4 protein-coding genes and 1 pseudogene are annotated in these 5389 nt (G+C 43.1%); all 5 read left to right on the top strand.

All coding sequences use genetic code 11. The features are described from left to right. Window positions 1–340 (top strand): hypothetical protein (locus QUA13_RS31165; RefSeq protein WP_333204794.1); only part of this gene is annotated, 340 nt, incomplete at its 5' end. Between the two features lie 1470 nt (window positions 341–1810). Next, window positions 1811–2155, top strand: coding sequence for a hypothetical protein (locus QUA13_RS32955; RefSeq protein WP_445242767.1), 345 nt, complete (start codon window positions 1811–1813; stop codon window positions 2153–2155). Window positions 2156–2308: 153 nt separating this feature from the next. Then, window positions 2309–2788, top strand: coding sequence for a DUF4383 domain-containing protein (locus tag QUA13_RS31160; RefSeq protein WP_333204792.1), 480 nt, complete (start codon window positions 2309–2311; stop codon window positions 2786–2788). A 389-nt stretch (window positions 2789–3177) separates the two neighbouring features. Next, window positions 3178–3348, top strand: a pseudogene (locus QUA13_RS32950) (manganese catalase family protein); the annotation flags it as partial. Window positions 3349–3696: 348 nt separating this feature from the next. After that, window positions 3697–5286 carry a GTPase HflX gene (gene hflX, locus QUA13_RS31155; protein ID WP_333204797.1) on the top strand — a complete coding sequence of 530 codons (1590 nt, stop codon included), beginning with the start codon at window positions 3697–3699 and terminating at the stop codon, window positions 5284–5286. Window positions 5287–5389: the final 103 nt, after the last annotated feature.

Genomic DNA, 5389 nt, shown 5'->3' with positions numbered 1-5389 from the left:
GCGTCAAACGATCTCAAATGGGTTCAAAAGAATCGCTACTGACAGGATGCTCTTTGATATCTTGCCATTTTTGTCAAATACAATTTATACCAAATTAGATGAGCTTACCCTGCGTATAGAAACCGGATTTGGTATAACTTTGTATCGCGGTTTTCAGGTGTCCCAAGGTACACAAGGGTTGGTAGCTCAAATTTTTACTACAAACCAATTTTATTGGGGTTGTGCGATCGGACTTAATAGGAAACTAAAACTCATCACTAATTCCCCATTCCCCATTCCATTGATTCACGCTCCGGAAGTCAAGGATACACGGATAGCTGTTTTTTCCCTAATCTCCTAGATAACTAAAGGACTTACGCAGGCACTCTACATATAGCGTGCCTGTGCTTGTGCGATCGCTACTAATTGATCTGTTACTCAAAAATTGTTCGGGATGGATAGAGAGGTGCGATCGCACAAGCACAAGTTAACATTGAGCGAGCCCCGGAGCATGAAACGCTGACGAAAAAGCCGATCGTATTGCACAATTGACTCGTTAGAAGGCGATTGCTGCGATAATACTTGTTCGACATCTGAACCATGTCTAAATATGTCATTAACTATGTATATTATTGCCAAGATTTACTGACCAGTCAAACCAACGACACTTTAAAATTTTTAGGCTAACATTTAGAATAATTTAGCCATAATACTATCAACCGTCACTGAAAAAATTCAGAATTAATACCCAACCTATTGTGGCATAACCTGAAATGAGACATCACAGAATATGCTGAGGTATCCCTAGTTTTTGAGGACGAGGGTATTAGACAAAAGATACGAGCAAAATATCGAATTAGTCCGCAGCCCATATAGTAAAAGAACACAGACTATTACCAGGAATAGCATTGATAAATTGTATATCAACCAAAAAAGCGGTGGATTTTAGGTAATAAATTACCGGATTTAGCGCCCTTGTGATGATGGTAAAAGCCATCTAGAACACGTTGCTGATATGTTAGATCGTTTGGTCAACAGCCAACAGATTTCTTTCGCCCAAGTGCTTATGGATAGCTGGTATGCGTCCCAAAAACTGATAGCAAAATTGACATTTTTGGAAATATTTACTATTGCCGATAGAAAAATAATCGTTTAGTACATGGCACCGGAGGAGTATCCAAGTATAAATAAATAACTAAAAAAAATCGAGAGGACATCACAAGAAATCCAGTCATGAAAACTCATAAAAGTTCGCAACTTTTCGACAAACATTTTTTTTGTGTTACTGTTTATACCAACAGCACGGAATATATAGCAACCAATGACTTAAACCAATGTGACACAACCGATGTCAAAAAAGTTGACAGAATGCGTTAAAAAGTTCAATAATTTCATCCCGAAGTCAAACACTTAATCGGCATAGAAGCTGCTCATTGTCCCCAAGTTTTGTTCGTATTAATCATATTATTTATTGTACAGTTTTACTGTTAATTGCCTCTAAAAAGCAGCATATTTAATTGGAAAATAAAAAAAAATTAATAAAATATATTGCTATATTTACTCTATAAATAAAGTGAAATTCACTATATATTGCCAGCTATTTTAAAATAAAACTTGGTAATGTTTTGAAAATTTAACTTTTTAAATTCGTGACAATGGCTCACCTATTTTTCCGAGGGTTCGGAATTTTTAGAACCCTATATTATATAGCGTCTATGCGTAATTCCTGAGGGACTCACGATCGCGGAGCGCGACAGTTGATGCAGCAACAAAGCCCGTCTGCGATAATTGTCTAGCCCGTGAGTGACCGCTCGCGAGCAAGAGTTCGTTTATGTTTCCAGTCGCTCACACTCGCGTCGAACTCACGTTAATCAAGTTAGTTTGTGATAGCCGATCTGATCCGGTGCGAGGCGCTCACTTGGTAGGTGAAGCGGCGGTAGAGATTATTAAATGTCTGGCTTTACCCCCTGGCTTAGGGACAACCAAGAAACATTTGGATGAAGCCGATTGCTTGATACTTCAGTTACCGAATAGTTTGTCACTCGGCCTTAATTCTACCCCTTTACTTCTTCCTTTTGATAGAGTAAACTGGCTAAAATATGGCTTTAATAGAAAGTATTATTGCACTGCTTCTAGGAGATTCTCAAATGAAGAGTGGGGAGTAGGAGAAGAATAGGGATAGATAATCTGACGGTACTTGTGGGGCATATCTCGCCTCAGCTTACCCAATAGTATTTCTTTCTATTCTTTAGGGATCTCCATTGAAGTAAAAATAAAAGCGATAAGAACACCATTCAAGAAGATTTGAAAAAATGAGGGAATAAGAAAGATGGACAAAATGAACAGCGAAAATATGGGACAGCGTTACTGTGCCCTGATTATCGGAATCCTCTTCGCGGTTATAGGCCTGGCTGGATTTGTACCAGGTCTTGTTTCACTGCCACCTACAGGTGCGGCTATCCCGGTTGATACATCTCCTAACATCTATTCGGCGGGATTTGGCTATCTATTCGGGCTATTCCCAACCAATCTCTTGCATAACATCGTACACATAATAGTTGGGAGCGTGGGGATTGTTGCCTATACCAGTTCGGGTGGTGCGCGTCTATACAATCGCGGTTTTGCGATCGCCTATGCCTTAATCGCAATCATGGGATTGCTCCCTGTCGCTCAGACAACGTTCGGCTTAATGCCGATTTTCGGGAACAATGTTTGGTTCAACGCCCTAACAGCCACCGTCGCTGGCTACTTTGGGTTTGTCCAACCGACACAAACAATGCCACAGATGAACACGTCGCCCAGATCTTAAGAGAGGACTGATACCGTCTTACTGCGGGATGAGTGTATGCTCATTCCCGTAGTGGGATAGTTTTTGGATTGAAAAAATGCGGTACAGTTTCCTGAATTTCTTCGTGGAGTTCTTTTAAGAAGAGCTTAGAAAAAATCCTCTTCCTATCTATAACTCTAGGTAGAAAGCCAGGGAAACTGTAGCCGTTACTTTGTTTAATTAGAGGCAGCAAATAAACCTACAATACTTGGCTCTCTACAGGTCTGTTTGTTTGACATTTTTTTGAATTGATTCAAGCTTTGCTCCCGATCGCTAGCACATCAAAGCACAGCAATATTAGGTAATAAATCCAAATATTTTATCATGTCAAAGAGCTGGAATTCAATTCGCGGTAGTCCGATCCAGATCCACACCTTGCTAGGTTGCTCCTAGAACAGTTCGGTGGAGCTAATAGCGAACTCAAAGTGGCAATGCAGTATTTTACTCAAGCATTGGCCGCCCGCAAGCCGTACCCCGACAAGTACGACATGGTGATAGATATTGCGACTGTAGTTTACCATTTAGTCCACTCCTTTAGGTAGAAGCATAGGTTAATCAATAGGGAATGGGTTGGAAAAACAGTCGGAAAATTCTAGTAATGGAAGACTTTCTAGTAAGATGCTTAAAATGACTATGTTTCTCTTCAGAGATGGGGCTGACTGAGCCGTAAAATCTCTAAGTGGAAGGCGAGTGTTTTTTTGATGGACGATTAAGATTTGGTATGCCTCTAGTAGAACCTTCAAAGGATTGTCACGGTCTGTTCTCATAAACAGCAATTTGTAGCTTCATACTCTAGTTATTCCCAAGGAAAGATTGGCTCAAAAAGGAAGACGAATAACATATAGAAACATATAAAGTCAACGGATTCAGACGCAAGCTTTCTGAGGAATATTAGCGAAAATATTTACGGCAATCTTAAAGGATTACAACCGAGTCAGATCAAACAATTACAGCAGCTTTCCGAGCAGCGGCAGCCAAGCGATCGCCCGATAGCCCCCGAATTTGCTCAGAAGCTAGCAGCCATTAGTACAGAAATTCATCAGCCAGTATGCAGCTACATCAATCGACGCGGGCAGGTAGTCCGAGTTGGGGTAGGTACGCCACAACAGACTCAAATTCCGCCGCAAGAGCTGCCTCAACAGGGCGCTGGGCACTTGAGTGGAATTCGTTGCGTTGCCACTCAACTCAAAGGAGAGGCACCTGATGCTGCGGCACTGATGGCAATGGCACGGCAACGCTTAGATGCTTTGGTGGTGTTAATCCCCAACAGCAATGGAACCCAAAGACGAGATGACAGCGCTACTGGCTACGTCAAAGAAGCTTATCTAGCTCACCTCGTACCCAATTTAGACACGCCTTGCCTCGTTTCTCCTCCCCTCAGTCTGGATGACCTGACTGAGCAAGACTTCGACGACTTAGTTGATGGATGGGAAAGGGAGTTTGAAGAAGCAGGCTTTGAAACATCTCAATTGCAACCAATTGAGACTCAGGGCGATCGCGTTCTGCTGGTTGGGTTAATGACCGAGGATCTTACTGCCCAAAGGTTTCAAGATGGACTAGACGAACTCGTCCGGTTAGTTGAGAGTGCGGGAGGAGAGGTAGTGGAGACGGTGCAGCAAAAGCGATCGTATCCCCATCCTCAAACTGTCGTCGGTCAAGGAAAAGTAGAAGAAATTACGCTGTTGGCTCATCAGCTTGGAGCCAATCTCATTGTCTTTGACCGAGATATCTCTCCCTCTCAAGCGCGAAACTTGGAAAACCAGATTGGGATCGAAGTAGCAGACCGAACTCAAGTAATTCTCGATATCTTCGCTCAACGTGCTCAATCCCAGGCAGGTAAATTGCAAGTGGAACTGGCGCAATTGGAGTATATGCTACCTCGGCTTCGGGGTCGAGGTCAGGCGATGTCAAGACTAGGGGCTGGAATTGGGACGCGAGGCCCTGGTGAAACCAAACTAGAGACTGAGCGACGAGTCATTCAGCGGCGAATCGCGCAACTCCAGCAATCCGTAAACCAACTACAGGCACATCGCGCCCGCTTACGGCAACAACGACAGCAGCAAGAAATCCCCTCTATTGCATTGGTAGGTTATACAAATGCGGGTAAATCCACCCTGTTAAATGTGTTGACTCATGCCGAAGTTTACACAGCAGATCGCCTGTTTGCCACCCTCGACCCGACGACGCGAAAGATTGTCATTACAGATCCGCAAACCCAGGAACGGCGATCGGTTCTTCTGAAAGACACGGTTGGATTTATTCACGAACTCCCGCCACCGCTAATGGATGCGTTCCGAGCCACACTAGAGGAAGTTACTGAGGCAGATGCCCTGCTTCATGTCGTCGATCTTTCCCATCCAGCTTGGCAAAGCCATATCCGTTCAGTGAGGGACGTGTTAGAAGAAATGCCTGCAGTTCCAGCGAAAGCTTTGATTGCCTTTAATAAGGTCGATAGCGAAACTCTAGCTTGGCGTTGCTGAATCAAAAGATGATGAACTTATAGTGCGATCGAAGACAAGCGAGAATGATTTCTTTGATTTTGATACGGAATTGGAACATCTGCAAATTTTAGATAGTGAATTA

It is taken from the genome of Microcoleus sp. S28C3 (assembly GCF_036700785.1).
Lineage (GTDB): Bacteria > Cyanobacteriota > Cyanobacteriia > Cyanobacteriales > Microcoleaceae > Microcoleus > Microcoleus asticus.
This window is presented reverse-complemented; position numbering and strand designations above follow the sequence as displayed.

Bases quoted from the DNA above. Each gene is read 5' to 3' on its own strand.
- QUA13_RS32955 (WP_445242767.1), top strand. From the start codon at position 1,811: ATGTTTCCAGTCGCTCACACTCGCGTCGAACTCACGTTAATCAAGTTA.
- QUA13_RS31160 (WP_333204792.1), top strand. From the start codon at position 2,309: ATGGACAAAATGAACAGCGAAAATATGGGACAGCGTTACTGTGCCCTG.